This is a genomic window from Mesorhizobium sp. M5C.F.Ca.IN.020.29.1.1, from assembly GCF_003997375.1.
Taxonomy (GTDB): domain Bacteria; phylum Pseudomonadota; class Alphaproteobacteria; order Rhizobiales; family Rhizobiaceae; genus Mesorhizobium; species Mesorhizobium wenxiniae.
In genome coordinates this window covers 1-496 of record NZ_RZSW01001176.1, presented here as the reverse complement: position 1 = coordinate 496, position 496 = coordinate 1, and the positions used below count along the sequence as shown (strand labels likewise).

Genomic DNA, 496 nt, shown 5'->3' with positions numbered 1-496 from the left:
CAACATCCCGGTTGCGAATTGCATCGTGACCACGCGTCCGCCGACACAATTGAAGGGTGTAGTGGATCCACAGCGCCGTCGCGAACTGCTTGAAGGGCTTTATGCGCTGAACGGCGATCCAGTTCGCGGTCGCCGCGTTCTCCTGTTCGATGATTTATTCCGGTCCGGATCGACAATGAATGCCATAACGAATGTGTTGATGGGCCAGGGAGGTGCGGCAAGCGTCCACACGTTTACGATCACACGCACGAGGAGCAATCAATGAACACGGTTTTTGTAGGAGGCTCGCGCCACGTCTCGCGGCTACCAAGCCAGGTCAAAGAGCGCCTCGACAATGTGAGGAAAAGCGGATTGCGCGTCGTCGTCGGCGACGCCAACGGTGCCGACAAAGCTGTTCAGAAGTATTTGGTGGAGACGTCTTATCCCGACGTCACCGTCTTTTGCTCCGGAGTAAGCTGCCGCAACAATCTCGGAAACTGGCCGGAAGAGCATCTGT

Annotated in this window: 2 pseudogenes; both read left to right on the top strand. The window is 56.5% G+C overall.

Annotated features, from left to right (window positions below):
* A pseudogene (locus EOA85_RS36905) lies at nt 1–265 on the top strand (ComF family protein); the annotation flags it as partial.
* Nucleotides 262–496: pseudogene (locus EOA85_RS36900) on the top strand (putative addiction module antidote protein); the annotation flags it as partial. The pseudogenes EOA85_RS36905 and EOA85_RS36900, both read left to right, overlap by 4 nt.